Source organism: Xanthomonas sp. WHRI 6108, assembly GCF_040202385.2.
GTDB classification, from domain to species: domain Bacteria; phylum Pseudomonadota; class Gammaproteobacteria; order Xanthomonadales; family Xanthomonadaceae; genus Xanthomonas; species Xanthomonas arboricola.
Genome location: NZ_CP168198.1, coordinates 3,475,892 through 3,495,045, shown reverse-complemented (window position 1 = coordinate 3,495,045; position 19,154 = coordinate 3,475,892). Strand labels below are relative to the sequence as shown.

The 19,154-nt window shown below is 68.2% G+C and carries 12 protein-coding genes, 2 pseudogenes and 1 riboswitch; of the genes and pseudogenes, 6 read left to right on the top strand and 8 right to left on the bottom strand.

Going from position 1 to position 19,154, the window contains the following annotated elements; translation table 11 throughout:
• Positions 1 to 113: 113 nt before the first annotated feature.
• From ABQ039_RS14705 to ABQ039_RS14680, 6 genes and pseudogenes are all read left to right on the top strand, one after another.
• The gene (locus ABQ039_RS14705) at positions 114 to 1,400 is read left to right on the top strand and encodes an aminotransferase class V-fold PLP-dependent enzyme (RefSeq protein ID WP_349777995.1); all 1,287 of its coding nucleotides are present in this window, start codon (positions 114 to 116) and stop codon (positions 1,398 to 1,400) included.
• Between the two features lie 748 nt (positions 1,401 to 2,148).
• A riboswitch (cobalamin riboswitch) is annotated at positions 2,149 to 2,372 on the top strand.
• Between the two features lie 114 nt (positions 2,373 to 2,486).
• Positions 2,487 to 4,364, top strand: coding sequence for a TonB-dependent vitamin B12 receptor (gene btuB, locus ABQ039_RS14700; RefSeq protein ID WP_349777996.1), 1,878 nt, complete (start codon positions 2,487 to 2,489; stop codon positions 4,362 to 4,364).
• Positions 4,365 to 4,408: 44 nt separating this feature from the next.
• A pseudogene (locus tag ABQ039_RS14695) lies at positions 4,409 to 4,559 on the top strand (bifunctional adenosylcobinamide kinase/adenosylcobinamide-phosphate guanylyltransferase); the annotation flags it as partial.
• Positions 4,556 to 5,602 carry a nicotinate-nucleotide--dimethylbenzimidazole phosphoribosyltransferase gene (cobT, locus tag ABQ039_RS14690; protein ID WP_024940845.1) on the top strand — a complete coding sequence of 349 codons (1,047 nt, stop codon included), beginning with the start codon at positions 4,556 to 4,558 and terminating at the stop codon, positions 5,600 to 5,602. The pseudogene ABQ039_RS14695 and the gene cobT, both read left to right, overlap by 4 nt.
• A pseudogene (locus tag ABQ039_RS14685) lies at positions 5,599 to 5,800 on the top strand (histidine phosphatase family protein); the annotation flags it as partial. The gene cobT and the pseudogene ABQ039_RS14685, both read left to right, overlap by 4 nt.
• 76 nt (positions 5,801 to 5,876) lie before the next feature.
• A complete protein-coding gene (locus ABQ039_RS14680; protein ID WP_349777997.1) occupies positions 5,877 to 6,785 on the top strand; it encodes a GyrI-like domain-containing protein in 909 nt (302 codons plus the stop codon).
• On the opposite strand, the gene ABQ039_RS14675 is transcribed toward ABQ039_RS14680, so the two are convergent.
• The 8 genes from ABQ039_RS14675 to ybaL all read right to left on the bottom strand — a co-directional run bounded on the left by ABQ039_RS14675 (position 6,692) and on the right by ybaL (position 18,982).
• Positions 6,692 to 7,978, bottom strand: coding sequence for a type III PLP-dependent enzyme (locus tag ABQ039_RS14675; protein WP_349777998.1), 1,287 nt, complete (start codon positions 7,976 to 7,978; stop codon positions 6,692 to 6,694). The genes ABQ039_RS14680 and ABQ039_RS14675 overlap by 94 nt on opposite strands.
• Positions 7,975 to 9,744, bottom strand: a complete 1,770-nt coding sequence (locus tag ABQ039_RS14670; RefSeq protein ID WP_349777999.1) for an IucA/IucC family protein — start codon at positions 9,742 to 9,744, stop codon at positions 7,975 to 7,977. The genes ABQ039_RS14675 and ABQ039_RS14670 overlap by 4 nt, the downstream gene beginning before the upstream one ends.
• Positions 9,722 to 10,918 carry an MFS transporter gene (locus tag ABQ039_RS14665; RefSeq protein WP_167709447.1) on the bottom strand — a complete coding sequence of 399 codons (1,197 nt, stop codon included), beginning with the start codon at positions 10,916 to 10,918 and terminating at the stop codon, positions 9,722 to 9,724. The genes ABQ039_RS14670 and ABQ039_RS14665 overlap by 23 nt, the downstream gene beginning before the upstream one ends.
• A complete protein-coding gene (locus tag ABQ039_RS14660; RefSeq protein WP_349778000.1) occupies positions 10,915 to 12,717 on the bottom strand; it encodes an IucA/IucC family protein in 1,803 nt (600 codons plus the stop codon). The genes ABQ039_RS14665 and ABQ039_RS14660 overlap by 4 nt, the downstream gene beginning before the upstream one ends.
• On the bottom strand, positions 12,714 to 13,940 hold the full coding sequence (locus tag ABQ039_RS14655; protein WP_349778001.1) for a siderophore biosynthesis protein PvsA: 1,227 nt from the start codon (positions 13,938 to 13,940) through the stop codon (positions 12,714 to 12,716). Before ABQ039_RS14655 ends, ABQ039_RS14660 begins: the two co-directional genes overlap by 4 nt.
• A gap of 234 nt (positions 13,941 to 14,174) precedes the next feature.
• Complete coding sequence (locus tag ABQ039_RS14650) at positions 14,175 to 16,307, bottom strand: TonB-dependent siderophore receptor (protein ID WP_349778002.1); 2,133 nt, start codon at positions 16,305 to 16,307, stop codon at positions 14,175 to 14,177.
• Entirely contained in the window at positions 16,308 to 17,069 is a 762-nt protein-coding gene (locus tag ABQ039_RS14645; RefSeq protein WP_054591042.1) for an HpcH/HpaI aldolase/citrate lyase family protein, read from the bottom strand.
• 215 nt (positions 17,070 to 17,284) lie between these two features.
• Complete coding sequence (ybaL, locus tag ABQ039_RS14640; RefSeq protein ID WP_046343878.1) at positions 17,285 to 18,982, bottom strand: YbaL family putative K(+) efflux transporter; 1,698 nt, start codon at positions 18,980 to 18,982, stop codon at positions 17,285 to 17,287.
• Between the last annotated feature and the right edge of the window lie 172 nt (positions 18,983 to 19,154).

Sequence of the window (19,154 nt, the reverse complement as noted above, 5' to 3'; positions counted from 1 at the left end):
TCAAACCGGGCGTCAACGGAACTAACCGCTGGCGATGTCGTCATGGCGTGCTGGCATGAGGTGCGGGCCGGTAGCCGGGTATTGTCGAATGTCCTGTCCGAGCGAGCCGCGCCATGACCGATCCGCAGTGGAAGCCCGAAACCATCGCCGTGCACGGCGGCTATCAGCCCGATCCCACCACGCGGGCGGTGGCGGTGCCGATCTACCAGACCGTCGCCTACGCCTTCGACGATACCCAGCATGGCGCGGACCTGTTCGACCTCAAGGTGCAGGGCAATATCTACAGCCGCATCATGAACCCGACCAACGCCGTGCTGGAGCAGCGCGTGGCTGCGCTGGAAGGTGGCATCGGTGCGCTGGCGCTGGCCTCCGGGCAGGCCGCGGTGACCTATGCGATCCAGACCATCGCCGAGGCCGGCGACAACATCGTCTCCTCCAGTGCGTTGTATGGCGGCACCTACAATCTGTTCGCGCATACCTTGCCGCAGTTCGGCATCAGCACGCGCTTTGCCGATTATCGCGATCCGCAGGCGTTTGCCGGCTTGATCGATGAGCGTACCAAGGCGGTGTTCGTGGAGTCGATCGGCAATCCGCGCGGCAACATCACCGATATCGAGGCCGTGGCCGCGGTGGCGCATGCGCATGGCGTGCCGCTGATCGTGGACAACACCGTGGCCACGCCGTCGCTGCTGCGGCCGATCGACTTCGGCGCCGACATCGCGGTGCATTCGCTGACCAAGTATCTGGGCGGCCATGGCAACAGCATCGGCGGGGCGATCGTGGACAGCGGGCGCTTCCCGTGGGCGGCGCACAAACAGCGGTTTCCACGCCTCAACGAGCCGGACGTGAGCTATCACGGCGTGGTCTATACCGAAGCGCTGGGCGAGGCGGCATACATCGGCCGTGCGCGCGTGGTGCCGCTGCGCAATACCGGCGCGGCGCTGTCGCCGTTCAACGCATTCCTGATCCTGCAAGGCATCGAAACGCTGCCGTTGCGGATGGAGCGCATCAATGCCAACACGCTGGCGACTGCGACGTATCTGCAGCAGCACCCGCGGGTTGCCTGGGTCAATTACGCCGCGCTGCCGGATCATCCGGAGCATGCGTTGGCGCAGAAGTATCTGGGCGGGCATGGCTCGGGCGTGCTGACCTTCGGCCTGCCCGGCGGGCGCGCGGCCGGCGCGCGTTTTCTGGATGCGCTGCAGTTGTTCACGCGGCTGGTGAACATCGGCGATGCGAAGTCGCTGGCAACGCATCCGGCATCGACCACGCACCGTCAGCTGGGCCCGGCCGAACTGGAACATGCCGGGGTCAGCGAAGACACGGTGCGGCTGTCGATCGGCATCGAGCACATCGACGATCTGCTGGCGGATCTGGAGCAGGCGCTGCAGGGGGCGTGAGGTTTGATAGCCGTGAACTGAGCAGGAGTGCGGGAAGGGACGAGCTAGCCTCTCTCTCGTCGGGGCGAGGAGGCACAGCTGGCGCGCCATGGTCGCGCGTGCCTTGGAGCGCCCGCGCCGCAAGCGCGGGCCGGGGCGCGGAGCGGGGCTTGGGGTGAGGGTACGGGTTCTCCAGGCACCGCCAAGTACGCCGTCTGTCTCTGGCTTCGGTCAGGGCGGCAGCGTGGCCGGGGATCGGCTCTTCGGCTCGGTCAGACATCCTGTCTGACTCGCCGCCGCGGCACACCCCTGTGCCGCTCTCCGCCGATCCCCGGCCACGCTGCCGCCTCGGCACGTTGTTGCCGCGACTTCGAAAAGTGCTGAACGCGGTCATGACGAAGTTACCCGAAGCCCCTCTCCCGTCGGGGAGAGGAGGCAAAGCTGGCGCGCCATGGGCGCGCGTGCCAGGGAGCGCCCGCGCCGCAAGCGCGGGCCGGGGCGCGGAGCGGGGGGTGGGGTGAGGGTACGGGGGCGAAGCCCACTCGCATGTGCGAGATGACGCAAGGTGGCAGGCATGCGGCCATGCCGGTAGTCCCGGCATGCTGCTTTCAGCCATGGCATGAGGCTTCGCTCCGTACCCTCGTCCGCCCCTTCGGGGCACCTTCTCCCGGTGGGAGAAGGAATCGGCCATTCGCCATCCAGACGCGTGGCGACGCGTTGCGCTTGGCCGCCTGCCACAGACCTCGGAAGCGCCTCTGGCCAATCCTGCTACCATGCGCGCCCCTGAGGTGACTGCCGGTTTGCCGGTGGTTTAAACGGGAATCCGGTGCGCGGATCGCCTTGGCGAACTGCAATGCCGGAGCTGCCCCCGCAACGGTGGGCGAGGTCAGATGCCGCAACACGCCACTGTGCAGTCGCATGGGAAGGCGCGGCATCGGAGGCGCAGGCTTCCACTCGCGAGCCCGGAGACCGGCCTGAGGGATTGAACCGGCACGCGGTGGGCGTGGCCTTGATCGTCTGGCGCTGCCGCGTTGGACGCCTGGCCCGTTGCTGCCTGCCGCCCCATTGCCCCCGCGCGGGTAGGCGCGGTTCCAGGAGCAGCAGTCGATGTCCGTTTCTTCCGTTTTGCCGCGTCGTGCGGTGCTGGCCGTGGGGCTGTCGCTGTGCGTGGCCACCCTGGCCCATGCCGAGGCCGCCATCGATCTCGACCAGGTCGTGGTCACCGCCTCGCGTACTGCGCAGACCCAGGACCAGACGCTGGCGCCGGTCACCGTGATCGACCGCGCGCAGATCGAGCGTCGCCAGGTGAATTCGCTGCAGGACCTGCTGCGTGGCGAAGCCGGGGTGGCGCTGGCCAACAACGGCGGCCCGGGCAAGCCGACCTCGCTGTTCCTGCGCGGCACCGAGTCCGATCAGGTGGTGGTGCTGATCGATGGTGTGCGCATCGGCTCGGCCACCTCGGGCGGGGCGGCGTTGCAGGATCTGCCGATCGAGCAGATCGAGCGCATCGAGATCGTGCGTGGTCCGTTCTCCAGCCTGTACGGTTCCGAGGCGCTGGGCGGGGTGATCCAGATCTTTACCCGGCGCCCGCAAGGCCGCTTCGTACCCACCTTCAGCGCGGCGGCCGGAAGCGACAATGCGCGCCGCTATAGCGCGGGCCTGGCCGGGCGCAGCGAAGGCGATCTGAGCGAAAGCGGTGGCTGGTATTCGGCCAACGCGGTGCATGACGAAACCGATGGCATCAACGCGTATCTGGACACCAGCTCCAGCGACTACGACCCGGATCGCGATGGCTACCGCAACGATTCGCTGAGCATGCAGGGCGGCTGGCGCTTCAATCGCCAGTGGGACGCCGACGTGCATGCCTTGCGCGCGCAAAGCCGCAACGAATACGACGGCTCGGCCTTCGGCGGCAACCTGTCAAAGGGCGTGCAGCAGGCGGTCGGTGGCCGTGTGCGTTACGCGCCTACCGATGCGGTCAAGCTCACTGCCAGCGTCGGCAGCAGTTCCGACTTCAGCGATGCGTATTACGACGGCGCGTATCTGTCCACCTATGACACCCGCCGCAAGCAGGGCGCATTGCAGGCCGATATCGCTGCCGGCGCGGGCCTGTTCACGGTCGGCTTCGACTGGCAGCGTGACGCCATCGCCAGCAGCGACAATTACGATGCCGACAGCCGCATCGACCGCGCCGCATTCGCGCAGTGGCAACAGAGCTTCGGTGCGCAGTCCTTGCAGGCCAGCCTGCGTCGCAACGACAACAGCCAGTTCGGCGGCAAGACCACCGGCAGCCTGCTGTGGGGCTGGGATGTTGCCGAGCATCTGCGCCTGACCGCCAGCTACGGCACCGCGTTCAAGGCACCCACCTTCAACGAGTTGTATTACCCCGATTTCGGCAATCCGTTGCTGGGGCCGGAAACCTCCAAGAGCGCCGAGCTCGGCCTGCGTGGCAGCTACGGCTGGGGCACCTGGACGCTGAGCGCGTTCCAGACCCGCATCGACAATCTGATCGCCTACGACGCGTCGTTGGTGGATGCGGCGCATCCGTTCGGGCAGCCGAACAATATCGATCAGGCGCGCATCCGCGGCATGGAAGCCGGCTACGACACCGAGCTGGCCGGCTGGACCGTGCGCAGCGCCTTGACCTGGCTGCAGCCGCAGGCCGATGGCGGGGTCAACAACGGCAACTGGTTGCCGCGGCGCGCGCGGCAGAGCGGGCGCATCGATGCGGACCGCAGCTTCGGTGCATTCGGCGTTGGGGCGAGCCTGTTCGGGTCCGACAAGCGCTTCGACGATCTGGCCAACACCGAGCGCCTGGCCGGTTACGGGTTGCTGGATCTGCGCGTGAGCTATGCCGTGACTGCGGACTGGAAGGTCTCGCTCACCGCCAACAACGTGTTCGATCGCCAGTACGAAACCGCACGCTGGTACGCGCAGCCCGGGCGCAATTATCTGCTGACGTTGCGTTATCAGGCCGCGCAGTAAGCGCGGCTGTTGCGCCGGGCATGCGCACTGTGGGGTGAGCGCGCAACGAAGCGGGGCAGGGCGTCGTGCCGCTGGGCGAACTCACGCCTCGATTTGTCGACAGGCCGGCTGCACCAGGCATTGGCGCTACAGTGCGAGCGTGTGGTGCTGGTGATGGCAGGTTTGCCGATGGTTCTGACGGGAGAGGCGGTGTGACAAGCGATTGGATCCATGGTGCCTGTGCGGTGCCGGACGCGCGCGTGCGCGCGGCTGCGCTGGCGCGGCAGGAGCAACTGACCAAGCCGCACGGCGCGCTGGGCCGGCTGGAACAGCTGGCAGTGCAGCTGGCGGCCTGGCAGCGCAATGAGCACCCCACCGTGCAGCGGGTCTGGATCGCGGTGTATGCCGCCGACCATGGCGTCGCCGCCGAGGGCGTGTCTGCGTTTCCGCAGGCGGTCACCGGCGAGATGGTGCGCAATTTCGCCCGCGGTGGCGCCGCCATTGCGGTGCTGGCGCGCGAGCTCGGTGCGCGCCTGGAAGTGGTCAATCTGGGCGTGGTCAACGACCCGGGCGAGTTGCCGCGGGTGCGGCGTGCCTGGATCGCGCCGGCCAGTGCCAATATCTGCGAGCAGCCGGCGATGAGCTCCACCCAGCTGCGCGACGCGCTTGCCGCGGGCGCCGAAAGCGTCGCGCAGGCAAAGAGTTGCGACACGCAGCTGTTTGTCGGCGGCGAAATGGGCATCGGCAACACCACCTCGGCCGCGGCGTTGGGCTGCGCGCTGCTGTCGCAGTTTCCGCAGGCGATGGCCGGCGCCGGCACCGGGCTGGATGCCGAGGGCATCGCCCACAAGGCCACTGTGATCACCCGTGCGCTGGCCCTGCATGCCGATGCTGCGACGCCGTTGGAGCGGTTGCGCCGGCTGGGCGGTTTCGAGATCGCCGCCCTGGTCGGTGCCTACATCGCCGCTGCGCAGGCCGGGATTCCGGTGCTGGTGGATGGCTTCATCAGCACTGCTGCAGCGCTGGTCGCCACCCATCTCAATGGCGGCGTGCGCGAATGGCTGTTGTTCGGCCATCGCTCGCAGGAGCGCGGCCACGCCGCCTTGCTGCGCGCACTGGATGCCGAACCCTTGCTGCAACTGGATCTGCGCCTGGGCGAGGCCAGCGGCGCAGCGGTGGCGATTCCGCTGCTGCGTCACGCCTGCGCCTTGCACAACGGCATGGCCACATTTGCCGAAGCCGGCGTGTCCGACGCATGAGTGTGCAGATCATCCTGCTGCGGCACGGCGACACCGGCCAGCGCAGCGACCGCGGTCAGCTCGACGACCCGCTCGCTTAACTGGCTGGCAGCAACTGCGCGCGGCCACCGCGGACGGCGCATGGGACGCGGTGGTGGCCTCGACGCTGTAACACCTGCGCCCGGTTCGCCACCGGGTTGTATGCAGCCGGACGCGCCAGCGACACTGCGCAAGATCGGGACCGCAGGCCCAGCCGATCTGCGCGATGCTGGGGCTGTCCAACAGGAGTCGCCCCATGCCAGCAGCCGCTTCGGTCGTCTTCAATCGCCAGCGCAGCGTCGAGCGCGTCGTCGCCCATCTGCAGGCCAGCATCCGCGCCGGCGAACCGCTGCCGGACCTGGCCGCATTGGCGGCCGTGGCGCAGCAGTCGCCGCATCATTTCCATCGGGTCTATCGCGCGTTGGCCGGCGAAACCCTGGGGCAGACCATCGCGCGGCTGCGTCTGAGTTATGCGCTGCATCTGCTGGGCGAGCCGACGAGCACGGTGACCGAGGTGGCGCTGGCGGTGGGTTATCAGACCCCGCAGGCGCTGGCACGCGCGTTCCGCAGCCTGTTGCAGGCCAGCCCGAGCAGCTTGCGCAACGCGCCCGCTGTGCGCGCACAGAAACTGCAACAGCTGGCCATGCCCTCGCTGCCGCCGCAGATGTCCGGCGCACCCTTGCAGGTGCTGGTGCAAATGCTCGATCCGCTGGAAGTGGTGGTGCTGCGCCAGCGCGGCGCCTTCGACGATCTGGACCGTGGCTTCGGCCGCATCGCGGCCTGGGCCGAGCGCGCCGGTGCGATCGAACAACTGCAGGCCTTGATCGGCCTGCCGCTCAGCGACCACCGCGATGTGCCGGCACATCGGCATCTATTCGAATGCGGCATGGTCTTCGACGCCGCACTGTCGCCGCCGGCGCCGCTGCAACTGCGCCAGCTCGACGGCGGCGCGCACGCGGTGCTGCGCCATGTGGGCTCTTATGCAGGTATCGAAGACGCGCTCGACCGCGTGCTCGCGCAATGGCTGCCCGACAGCGGCTACGTCCTGCGCGATGCGCCGCTGCATTACCTCTACCTGGACGACCCCGAAGCGGTGGCAGAGGCAGAGCTGCGTGCCGACATTCGCGTGCCGGTCCGGCCCGCGACGGACGCCGATGCCGCCTGAGCTGCCACTGGCAGGAACACCATCTGCGGCGGCGGATGCATCAGGAACTGCTGGTGCGAGATATTCCACGCATATGCGCCGGCCAGCGGGAAGGCCAGGCAGTCGCCTGGCGCCAGCGCTGCGACAGGTTGGTTGCGCGCCAGCACGTCCTTGGGCGTGCACAGCTGCCCGACCAGGGTGACCGGGGTGTCACGCAGCACCGGCGCGTGCCTGCCACGCAATACGCGGAACGGATGATCGTGGCCTTGCGCGGCCGGGGTGCGGAAGTGATGGGTGCCGCCGCGGGCGATCGCAAACCACGCGCCGTGGCTGCGCTTGAGGTCCAGCACGTCCATCAGATACCAGCCGCAGCTGGCGCTGACATAGCGCCCGGGTTCCAGCCGCAGGCGCAGCGCCTGGCCGTGTTCGCGTAGCAAGGCAGGCAAGCCGGCGCAGAAGCCGGCCCAGTCGAACGACGATTCCGGCGCCAGATAATCCACACCGAAGCCGCCGCCTGCATTCACCCGCAACGGGCCAAGCGCGTAGGCCTGCCGCCACTGCTGCACGGTGTGCAGGTAGGCGGCGATCAGATGCAGCTGCGCGCCGGCATCGCGCTGATGCGACATCAGATGGAAATGGAAGCCTTCCAGCCACAGCGAGGGGCTGGCCCGCAGCCGCTGGATCGCCGCGTCCAGATCGTCCGGGTCCAGACCGAACGGCGAGGGCTGCCCGCCCATCATCAGGCGCGTGCTCTGCGCGCCGGGCACGGCGATGTTCATACGCAGGAACACCGGCACGCAGCGGCCGGCCTGCGCCGCGATCGCGGCCAGGCGTTCCAGTTCGCCCAGGCTTTCCACATGCACGGTGCAGTCGGGCAGCGCGGCGGCCTGGGCCAGTTCGCCATCGAGCTTGCCAGGGCCGCCGAACAACAACGCGGCCTGGGGTTGTTGCCGATGCAGCCAGGCCAGTTCGCCGCCGGAGGCCGCCTCGAAACCATCCACGTGCGGGGCGAGCGTGTGCAGGATCGGCGGCTCCGCATTGGCTTTTGCCGCGTAGAACAGCTCGCAGTCGGCCGGCAGTTGCGCGCGCATCCAGGCCGCGTGCGCATCCAGGGCGGCCAGGTCGTAGACGTAGGCGCACAGCGGGCCATCGCTTCGGCCGCGGATGCCCGGCAATGCCTGCACCACGGCGTCCATATCGATGCGCAGGCTCATGCCGCCACCCGCCGTGCCGCTGCGATGCGTGGAATCGGATTGGGCAGCGCGGTGTAATCGGATTGGCGATCGGCGCGTTGCCACAGCCGAGTGCCCAGGTTGTTCTTGCCAGGCAGCGGCGCGCCGTCGAGCAGGCCCTGCAGCGCGGCTTGCGTGCCATGGCGCTGTTGCCAGCGTGCGGCGAGCTCGCCCACGCATTGCCACAGGCGCGCCTCCAGCGCGGCATGGCCTTCGGTCAGATGGAGGATCGCCTCGGCCAGGTTGTTGACCAGCGCGCAATACGCCACCCGATTCCAGCCCTGTTCCGGCGTGTAGTACAGCGATTGCCGGGCGCGTTCGCCCACGCCCTGCAAGCGCGTGGCGGGCCAGTGATGTGCGAGCAGCTTGGTGCCTTCCAGGTCGCGGATCCATACCCGCGTCGGCCAACCATCGGCAAACCCGATCACGGTGTTCTGCAGGTGCGGTTCCAGCGCGATGCCGTGCTGGAACAGGGCACTCCACACCCCGTCCAGCAGCAAGCCGGCATAGGCGCGGAACCACAGCAGCGTGGCGGTGTGGCGATCCATCTGCGCGCCGCCCAGTGCCTGCAGCCTGGACGCACACACGCTGTTGCCCTGCGCATCGCAGGTGAACAACGCGGCGGCCACCTGCGGCTGCCAACGCGCGCGTTGCGCGGCGGGCAGGGTCTGCCGGTACAGGATGCCGAAGCTCTCCGACAGGCCACGCGCCGCCAGCGGGTCGGCGTCGTGCAAGGCGGGATCGACCTGGGCGACCTCCAGCGAGGTGGCCGCCGGCTCCAGCATCACATCGAAGCCTGGCACCTGCACGGCCAGCGCACGCCAGCTCGGTGCCAGCAGCTCGGTGAGCGCGACCGCACTTTCCAGCTCGTACCAGGCGTTCTTGCGCACGCAGTTGGTCAACCGCACATGCACCGAGCACTTGAGGAAATAATCCAGTTCCGGGTGATACAGCGTGCGCACCGACGAGGTGGGCCGCAGTGCCTCGCCGAGCATGCCGACAGGCTCGATCAGCCCGCGCGCCTGCAGGGTGCGCAGCAGCGGGTCGTCGAGCAGGCGCTGCGCTTCCCACGGATGACAGGGATACAGCGCCTCGCCGCCGGAGAGCTGCCGCAGGCTGGCACGTACATCGCGGCCCTGCATGCGCAACAGCCGTGGGTCGATGCGGAACCAGAACAGCTGGAACGCGGCGCGCGCCTCCGGCGCGCAGGCCAGCACCTGCGCTAGGTCGACGCCTTCGCGGCTCTTGGGCGTGGGATGCAAGGCATGCCCCCACAGCATCGATTGTTCGGCGTCGATCATCGCCTCGCCGGTCGCGGTGGTGCCCTGTGCCTGGCGCAGCAGTGCGGCAGTGATCGCCACGCTGTTGGCGCTTTGCGCGAGCAGTTCCGGGTTGACCGCCTGCGTGCTGCCCAGTGCCTGCAGCAGGCAACGCGCCAAGGCATGCGCGTCCAGGCTCTGCCACGGTTGGCCGGCGCCCTTGAGAAACGGCGTGGAGGCAAAGCGGCAGCGGCCCAGGCGATCGGAGTAGGCAATGCGCACGCACAGCGTGCCGGTATCGCCCAGCGCGATCCGCAGCCAGCGCTGCTCGGCCACGCGCGGGCCGGGGCGATCCAGCCCGCGGTAATCGAAGTCCACTGTGCGTTGCGGAATTGCGAACTCGCGCAGGTAGCAGTTCAACCAGCAACTGCAGGCCTGCGCGTCGGCCATGCTGTCGTACCAGGGGTCATGCATCGTGTGCGGCGACATCGGCGGATCTCCTCGAAGGGAAGCGCACCAGAACGGTGAGCGCAGCGGCCGCCGCAGCCAGCGCGGCAGCCAGGAAAGGGGTGGCAGGGCCGGCCGCCTGGGCCAGCGCGCCGGCAGCGGCACCGGCGAACACGCCGGCCCATTTGCCGCAGGCATCGAAGCGGCCGAACAGGCGCCCGGCGCCATGCCCGCTGGCGACCAGCGCCAGGCTGCGGTTGAGCCCACGCAGGCCGAACAACATGCCGAACCCGAACAGCAGCCGCGCCACTGCCAATGCGGCGGCGTCGTGCAGCAGCGCCTGCCACAGGCAGGCCAGCGCGAACAGCGCCAGGCCGGGCACCAGCCAAGCCTCGCCATCGCCGCGCCGCCACCACGGCAGCACCACCAGATAGACCAGGTGCGGCAGGCTGTAGAGCAGGCCGGCCAGCGCGTCGTGGCCGGCGCCGCGCGCCAGCGCATACGGGATGAAGTAGGGGAAGGTCACCACCATCGCGAAGCAGAACAGGAACTGCGCGATCAGCAACGCAGGCCATAGTGCGCTGGCCGGTGCTGACGCCGATGGCGCCGACGCAGCCGCATGCCCGGAGGGCGCGGACTGCGCAGTGGACGCGGTCAGCCGCGGCGCAGGCCGGTCGGCGGGCAGACGCCAGGTCAGCGCGAACGCCAGCAGCGGCAGCAGTGCAAGCGCGCGATACAGCGACTGCGCCGGGCCAAGCGCCACGGCCAGGCCCAGCAACGCAGGCGCGCTGACCATCGCCAGGCGCGCCGAATACTGCGTCCAGTCGAGCGCACGTGCCAGCGGGCCGGCCTGCGGCTGGCTGGCCAGGTACGCATTGGCTGCCGCCAGCGAGCCGCCGCAGGTGCCTTGCACGATCAGGCCGATCACCAGCCAGCTCAGTGACGGCGCGAAGCCGGCGATCGCAAAGCCCAGCGCCAGCCCCAGTTGCGCACGCAATAACGAGCGCTTGCGTCCATAGCGGTCGGCCAGACGCCCCCAGGTGCCGGCCGTCAACGCGGTACACAGCGTCGGCAACACGTACAGCACGCCGCTCCAGCCAACCGCCGCCGAGGGCGCCAGTTCGGCCAGCACCTGCGGCAGAAACAGCGGCATGCCCAGTGCGGTGAAGGCGGCAAGGTAATGCGCGGCCAGCACCGGGCCCAGGATGCGCTTCATCGCTGGGCACCCGCCTGCCGACGCGGCCTCTGCTGCGCGCCGGCGAAGGCGTCGCCGAAGGGATTGGGCGCGCTATCGCCGTAGAACTTGTTGATGTCGCTCGCACCGGTGAGTTGCTTGCTGAGCAGGCTGCCGGCGCTGAGCAGGTATTTCACCGGCAGCCGCGGTGCGGCCAGCAGGCGACGTGCGGGAGCGGTATCGATGCCATCGACATCCAGCTGCGCCAGCGTCAAGGCGAACTGCGTCTGCAACTGCGTGTACAGCGGCGCGCGCAGCGCCGGCTGCCATTCGGCCAGGCCTTCCAGCACCGCCTGCAGATCCAGCTGCAGCACGATGGTGCAGAACATCTGCGCCAGGGCTTGCGGCTGGTCCACCGCGATGCGCGCATCGTGCAGCGGGCCCAACGCGTCCAGATCCGGCAGCTGCGCGCGCAACTGCGGCATCGCGATACGCGCGGCGTCGTTGTCCTTCATCAGCAGCCGCGTCGCCTGGCCATCGGCGTAGACCAGCACGCTGTTCTGCTGATTGGCTTCCAGCGCGATGCCGTAGCGCAGCCACAGGCGCAGATGCACCGCCAGCATCAGCTCGGTGTACGCGCGCCACCAGCCGAGCAGATCGCCCTGCGCAAAGCGCTCGGCCAGATGGATCGCCATCGGCCGGCCATCGGGCAACCGCGCGCACAGCGCGGCCACCGGCACCAGCGTGGCGTCCTCCAACGGTGGATAACGCCGCAGCAGATAGGCCAGATGACGGGTCTGTCCCACATGCCCGCCATGCGATTCGTCCACGAACACGCAGCGGCCGCGCAGGGCCGGATCCAGCGCATCGATGCGCCGCAGTGCGCGCTCCAGCCAGTGGCCGTCGTACAGCGTGGAGGGCTTGATCAGGCGCAGATTGAGCGCGCCCAGCGTGCGCATCGGAATCGGCAGCTTGAGATGCAGCTGCGGATGCTGCAGCGGTACCAGCGTGCGGACCGACAGGGTGGGGCGCACCTCCAGCCAGGCCTGCGGCGCGCGCAGTGTGCCTGGCGGCAGTGCAAACCCGTCCTGCTCCAGCCGTGCCCACACCAGCGGATGCACCGGCCAGGCGACATGCGTCTCGGCCAGCGCGGGCGGCAGGCCCAATGTGGCGAAGTCCGGCCACAACTCGGCCGGCGCTGCACTGGTGCAGCTGACCTGCGCACGCGGAACCGCCAGCCAGCGCAGCGCGAAGGTGGGCGCGAATTCCGGTGCGTAATCGCGCAGTTCCGAGGCATCCAGCCCGGCCTTGGCACGTGCGGTGGGATAGAACGGATGATCGCGATAGCTGGCCAGTTGATCGCAGCGGTATGCACGCTCGGCCGCATCTGCATGCTGCAATGCGTTGAGCAGCGCAGGTGCCTGCGCGTCGTAGGCCTGGCGCGCCAGGCCCAGGTGGGCGGCAGCGCACTCGGCTTCTTCGGCGTAGGCGCGATGCAGCTGTTGCGTCTCGCTGTCCAGCTGCGCGCTCATGCGTTGCAGCCAGGCCTGCGCACCGCGTTCGACATGCGCGCCATCGGCGCCCTGCACGATCCAGCTGTCACCGCAGGCACTGATGTCCTGCAGATAGCCCTGCCGATGGATCGGCAACCACAGCGTGCCGTCGGGCAGATGCGCGATGCGCCACCAGCCCTCCACCGGGCTGGGGTCGGTCCATGCCGCCAGCACGCCTGCCTCGGGTATTGCGGCGCTGCCGCGGGTGGCGATGCCGCGCAGGTCCTCGCGCAGGCAGGCATCGATGATGCGGGTGGCGATATAGCGTTGGTCGGCGGCACTGCTCATGCGCGCAGCTCCGCGCCATCGATCCGCCACTGCAGCCCCGCTTCGGCATGCACCACCGCCTGTTGCAGCGCCTGTGCATCGCTGGCCACCGCGCTCAGCACACCCAGGTAATCCTTGTTGGAATGGCTCAGGCGGATACGCTCGCCGGGTGCGCGCATGCGCCGGTAGTGCACATCGCTATGCGCATCGTGGTGGCGGCGATCTTCGCTGGCGGTCACCAGCTCGCCGTCCTGCTCGGCGACGTAGTAACGCAATAAGGCATGGGCACGATCGCAGCGCAGCTGCGGCAGCGGCAGGCCCAGATGTGGCGCCAGCGCGGCGGTGAACCATTGCCTGCCGAACATGTCGTCGAGCAGGAACTCGCGGCGGTCGCCGATGCTGCGGTAGTTGATCTCCACCAGCACCGGGCCGTCGCTGGTGAGGATGAATTCGCTATGGCACAGCCCGAAGCCGACCCCGAAGCTGTGCAACTGTTGCAGCGCCTGCGCAATCACCGGCGTGTCCACGCGGGCATCCCACTGCGCCTCGCATTCCACGAAGTGCGGCGGCGGCGACAGGCGCACCCTGAAGCCGCCCAGCGCCTGCAGCGTGTGGCCATCACCCAGCGTTTCCAGCGTGAACAGCGCGCCTTCCAGCATGCCTTCCAGCAGCACGGTGCGCTGCGGATGGCGCTGCCACACATCGTCCAGATAGGCCTGCAACTGCGCGGCATCTGCACAATGGCGCACGTCCAGACTGGCCACGCCCTCGCGCGGTTTGGCCACCACCGGCCACGGAATGTCGGCCGGCAATGCGGCGCCCGGCGCCAGCGTGCAGAACCACGGCGATGGCAGCCCACGCGCACGCAGGCGCTGACGCATCGCCGCCTTGTTCTTGGCCGCGTAGCAGACCTGCCAGTCCTTGCCAGGCAGGCCGAGACCCGCTGCGACCAGCGCGGTGCTGGTCTGCAGATGATCGCTGTTGCTGAACACCGCGCGCGGCGATACATCGGCGTCGTGCAGTACATCCAGCACGCCGAGCGGATTGAACACATCGCATTCGATCACCCGTTGCGGTGCATGCGCCGGATGCTCGCGGAAATGGCTGAGGTGATCGAGTCGGTGGTCGGTCAGCAGCCACACCGGCAGGCCGAGCGCATGCGCGGCCGGAAGAAACCCTTCGGTGATGGCCGGATGGCAGACATGGGTGAGGATCACCAACGGTGCAGCGGATGTCGCAGTCATGGCAGCTCTCGTTCAACAGGACGGTGGAAAAAACCGGTACTGAAACGGGCTGCCTGGCGCCGCAGGGGCGTTGGGTGGCCTGCGATACGGTGATCGCATGCCGCATGCTGCGGCAGGGAGACGTGCGTCATGCACGCCGTGTTGTCTGCGGCGCCCGCCAGCGCGAGCGCCGTTGCCGTCAGCCGACCGACGCCCCTGTACGTCGGTCGCTACGGCATGTGCCGGGTTGGAGGCCTAAAACGTGTACTCCAGCCCGGCGGTGACGGTGCGCGACGGTGCGGCCTGGCGGCCCCATGGACTGGTATCCACACCGCGGAACCAGTACTGCCGATCGAACAGGTTGTTGATCGCCAGCGACGCGCTGAATTTTTGTCCATCGCGTTCGAACAGGGTATGGCTCACCTGCGTGTTCCATACCCAGTACGACGGCAGCTCGCCGACCGAGGCGATCGCGTTGTCCTGCACGGTGTTTGCCGCATCGCTGTAGGCCTTGCTGAAGTAGTAGCTCGACAGTGCGACAGTGGTGTGACCGAGCGTGTAGTTGCCGCCCAGGGTGATCTGGTTGCGCGAGGTGTAGGGCACGCGCAGCCCGCGGAATGCGCCCGATTCCTGGCTGGCATCCAGATATGCATAACCGGCGTTGAGGGTGAGCGCGCGCAGGTTTTCCGGGCTCCATTGCAGTTCCAGCTCGCCGCCTTGATGGCGGGTCTTGCCGAGGTTGCGGAACACGCGCGTGGTGTTGTCCAGCTGGATCTGCTGATCGAAATCGATCAGATACGCACCGAGCTGGATGCGGGTGCGGTCGTTGGGCTGGTAACGCGTGCCGGCTTCGTAATTCCATGCCAGTTCGGCATCCAGGTTGTTGCCGAAGATGATCTGGGTGACCTGCGGCGCACGCAGCGAGCGCTGCCCGTCCGCATAGAAGAACCATTCTGCGTTGGCCTGGAAACCCACCGTCAACCCCGGCAATACATCGCGGGTCTGGTTGCGCGTGCGCAGGCCGGTGGCGCGATTGAAATAGCGCGAATCCAGCCGCTCGTAGCGCAGGCCCGGGGTGATGGTCAGGCGTTCGTCGGGCAGGGTGATCGTATTGCTGACGTAGGCGGCCAGGGCGCGGTCTTCGAATTGCCAGTCACGCACGCTGGTGAACAGGCCATCGCGCAGACGCAGATTGCCGACCAAAAAATCGATGTCCTCGTGCACCGCACGCACGCCGGCGGTCCACTGCTGACGCACCTCACCGGCATCGCCCATGCTCCAGCTCAGCCGCGGCTCGCTGCCGACCACGCGGAAGTCGCGCGGTGCGGTCTGGCGCAGTTGCGGCGGCAGGTCCGAACGCCAGGTTTCGGTGGCGGCCTGGCGCATGCCGACGATGAAGTTGCGGCTGCTGCGCGCGCTGAAGTTGGTCCAGGACAACCGAACATCCTTCAGCGGGCCCCAGTCTCCGAACAACTGCTCGTAGCTCAACGATGCGCGCGTGGTACGCCCATTGAAGCTGTCCAGCGGGCGGGTGGACTGGCGCGGGTCGCGCCGGTAATCGTCGGGGCTGAGCGTGCCGGCCAGATCCATGTCGACCAGATAGCGTTGCACGCTGGCCTTGAGCAACTTGGTGTCGTCCAGCCACCACTCCGCACGCACGCGCAGATTGCTGATGTCGGTATCGCTGTGCGCGCGCCAGTACTCGCCGTAAGTGCGATTGGCATCGACCTGCAGGCCGAGGTTGTCGGTGAAGTAGCCGCCGCTGCTGAGCGCGCTGTCCTGCAGGAACTGGCCCTGGCCGCCGGCGGTGACCTTGTGCGCCAGCGTGGTACTCCACTCGCTGGGGATCTCCTTGCTGACCAGATTGATCACCCCGCCGACATTGTTCGGCCCGTACTGCACGGCTGCGCCACCGCGCACGATATCGATGCGGTCGATCTGGTTCAGTCCCACCGGAAACAACGACAGGCTGGTCTGCCCGTACGGCGCCAGTGCCAGCGGAATGCCGTCTTCCAGTACCTGCACGCGGCCGCTGCGGCTTTCGTACAGGCCGCGCAGCATCAGCTGCGGCAACGCCCCGGTGCCGGTCTCGTCGAAGATCTTGATGCCCGGCACGCGCTGCAGGGCATCGTCCAGCGAGCGGTTGCCGCCATTGCGCAGTTGCTCGCGGTCGATCACCTGGCGGCTGCCGGCATAGCGCTGCACGTCGTCGGGCCTGGAACGCCCGAGCAGGCTGCCTTGCACCTGGATCGTGTCCAGCGCACGGATCGGCGTCTGCGCATCGGTGGCTGCCGCATCCGGCGACTCGGTGGCGAACGCCAACGGCGGCAGGGCCCACGTGGCCGCAGCGATGGCGATGGTCAGGGCGTGGAAACGGAACGTCGACATCTACGGCGTGCTCCTGCAGGCGGGTGGTGGAGTGGGTGCGGAGAAGCTGGCCAGGTGGCCGCGCAGTGCGCGTTGAATCAGCGCGCGGTCTTCGCCCGCCAGCAGCCAGCGCAGGTCCGGCTGTTGCAGCCAGTGCGCGCGTTGCGCGTCGGTGCGCGGATTGGGGCAGAACGGCACGTTGGCCGCAACGCAGTGCGCATGCAATTGCAGCAGCAGCTCCCACACCTGTGGATGGGTCGGTTGCGGGCCCAGGCCCAGATCCAGCGCAAGATCCAGCGCGCCTTCCATCACCAGCGCCACGCCGGGCAGCGCCAGCAGCTCGGACACTGCCGCAATGCCGGCGGCACTTTCGATCATCGGCACGATGCGGATATCGCGATTGGCCTGCGCGATGTAGGTGGGCAGGTCGACATTGCCGAAACCGGTGACGCGCCCGCCGGTGATGCCGCGCCGGCCCAGTGGCGGGAACCGTGCCGCGGCGATGGCATCGGCCAGTTGCGCGGCCGATTCGGCGCGTGGAATCACGATCCCGCGCGCGCCGGCATCCAGCACGCGGCCGATCAGTTTTTCGTCCACCTCCGGCACGCGCACCCAGGCCTCGCAGCCGGACAGCTCGCAGGCGCGGATGGCGTGTTCCAGTTCGTCCGGCGCGCGCAGCACATGTTCCAGATCGAGCACCACAAAGCCGTAGCCGATGCGGCCCAGCAGCTCGCACAACTGCACGCTTGGCACTGCGTTGAGAACGCCAACCGCAAACGTCATGGATGAGGCCGCCAAGGAAACGGGCGCTCATCCTGCTCCGGATGGGAATGATTATCAAGTGGATTTGGTGGGCATTTTTCGGTGCCCTGGTCGCAGTTCGATCAATGCACGGCTGCAAGCCGTTTCGCACTGAACCACCTGCAGGCAACAAAAAACCCGCAGGCGCCGCCGGCGGGTTTTCGTGTCGTGCAGCGCTGCGTCGCCCCGCCTTGCGGTTACGACGCCGGTACGCGCAATGCCCGATACGGCGGGGTGGACATCACCATCTCGGCCAGCGAATAGGCCAGCTCGCGTTCGGCCAGCACCGCGCCGTCGGCGCCGTGTTCAAGCAGGTGCTTGACCTCGGTGTCGCTGTGCGCGCGCGCCAGCAGCGTCAGCGAGGGGTTGATTGCGCGCAGCTTGGCCAGCGCCTCGCCGGCTTCCAGCGGCTGCGGGATCGCCAGGATCGCGATCTTGGCGTGCTCCGGGCGGGCTTCGGCCAGCACGCGGTCGGCCGCCGCACTGCCGCGGATGCCGGGAATGCCGGCCGCATGCGCCTTGGCCACATGATCGCTGTTGTCGTCGATCACCAGCACCGGCACGCCGCGGCTACGCAGCAACTGCGCCAGCGCGCTGCCGACGCGGCCGTAGCCGATCACGATGGCATGGCCATCCAGCGGCAGCGGCGGGCCGGGCGGCAGTTCCGGCTCCACCGCGGCCGGGGCGTCCTGCGCCTGCCTGGCCTGCCAGCGATCCAGCCACGAGAACAGGAACGGGTTGGCGATGATCGACAGCAGCGCGCCAGCCAGGATCAGGTCGCGCCCGGTTTCCGGCAGGATCGCCAGCTGCACGCCCAGCCCGGCCAGGATGAAGGAGAACTCGCCGATCTGCGCCAGGCTGGTGGAAATGGTCAGCGCGGTGCCGGTGGGGTGGCCGAATGCACGCACGATCACGAATGCGGCCAGCGACTTGCCCAGGGTCACGGTCAGGAACGTGGCCAGCACCTGCCACGGATGCTCGACCAGGATCATCGGGTCGAACAGCATGCCCACCGAGACGAAGAACAGCACCGCGAACGCATCGCGCAACGGCAGCGAATCGCTGGCGGCCTTGTGGCTGAGCTCGGATTCCTTCAGCAACATGCCGGCGAAGAACGCGCCCAGCGCGAACGACACGCCGAACAGCGTGGCCGACAGGAACGCCACGCCCAGCGCGATGCCGAGCACGGCCAGGGTGAACAGCTCGCGCGAGCCGGTGGCGGCGACCTTTTCCAGCGACCACGGAATCACCCGCCGCCCGACCACCAGCATCACCGCCACGAACGCCACCATCTTGAACAGCGTCAGGCCCAGTGCGGCCAGCAGCGAGGTGGATTCGCCGGCATGCGCCGCAGCCGGCGCGGCGGTACCCAGCACCTCGGCCAGGGCCGGCAACATCACCAGCGCGATCACCATCACCAGGTCTTCGACGATCAGCCAGCCCACCGCGATGCGGCCGCGCTGGGTTTCCAGCAGGCGGCGTTCCTCCAGTGCACGCAGCAGCACCACGGTACTGGCCACCGACAGCGCCAGGCCGAACACCAGCCCATGCATCAACGGCCAGCCCATGCTCCAGGCCAGCGCCCAGCCGAGCAGCGTGGCGACCACGATCTGCGCCAACGCGCCCGGAATCGCGATCCATTTCACTTCCATCAGATCGTCGAGCGAGAAGTGCAGGCCCACGCCGAACATCAGCAGCATCACGCCCAGCTCGGACAGCTGGTTGGCCATGGTCTGGTCGGCCACGAAGCCGGGCGTGAACGGCCCGACGCAGACGCCGGCCAGCAGATAGCCGACCAGCGGCGAGAGTTTCACTTTCTGTGCGAGCGTGCCCAGCACGAAAGCGACCGCGAGGCCGACGGCGATGATGTCGATGAGGCTGGTGTCGTGATGCATTCCAATCCGTTGTGAGGGTGTCCGAGAGAGCGTCGCGGGCGCGACCAGCCGACGGCACTGCGCCGGGCGTCGCCTGCGGGCATTGCGTGGTCATGGCTGGAGTCCGGCGCGGGGGAACCGGGACCGCGTTGCTGGTCCGGTTGGCCGGACGCCCATAGTACACAGCGCTTGA